General features: G+C 45.9%; 3 rRNA genes. All 3 read right to left on the bottom strand.

Going from position 1 to position 592, the window contains the following annotated elements:
- Nucleotides 1-116 (bottom strand): 5S ribosomal RNA (gene rrf / locus AC1DTM_RS30750).
- Nucleotides 117-194: 78 nt separating this feature from the next.
- A 5S ribosomal RNA gene (gene rrf, locus AC1DTM_RS30745) occupies nt 195-310 on the bottom strand.
- A gap of 49 nt (nt 311-359) precedes the next feature.
- Nucleotides 360-592, bottom strand: a 23S ribosomal RNA gene (locus AC1DTM_RS30740); the annotation flags it as partial.

The following is a 592-nucleotide window of genomic DNA, read 5'->3' as shown; positions in this document are numbered from 1 at the left end:
GCTTGGCGACGTCCTACTCTCACAGGGACAAGGTCCCAACTACCATCGGCGCTAGAGAGCTTAACTTCCGTGTTCGGTATGGGAACGGGTGTGACCTCTCTGCCATCATTACCAGACTATATTCATTCGAGAGAAACATTACTATACTTGATTCACTTAGAAAGTCAATAAGTTTTTTATATTCTCTCGTTTTTGCTTGGCGACGTCCTACTCTCACAGGGACAAGGTCCCAACTACCATCGGCGCTAGAGAGCTTAACTTCCGTGTTCGGTATGGGAACGGGTGTGACCTCTCTGCCATCGTCACCAAACTATTGAAGGCATATTCCTTCAAAACTAGATAACATTGCTTCATATTATATGGTTAAGTCCTCGATCTATTAGTATTCGTCAGCTCCACATGTCACCATGCTTCCACCTCGAACCTATCAACCTGATCATCTTTCAGGGATCTTACTAGCTTACGCTATGGGAAATCTCATCTTGAGGGGGGCTTCATGCTTAGATGCTTTCAGCACTTATCCCTTCCGCACATAGCTACGGGGCTTCATGCTTAGATGCTTTCAGCACTTATCCCTTCCGCACATAGCTAC

The organism is Bacillus sp. P4_D3 (assembly GCF_056401855.1).
This window is presented reverse-complemented; position numbering and strand designations above follow the sequence as displayed.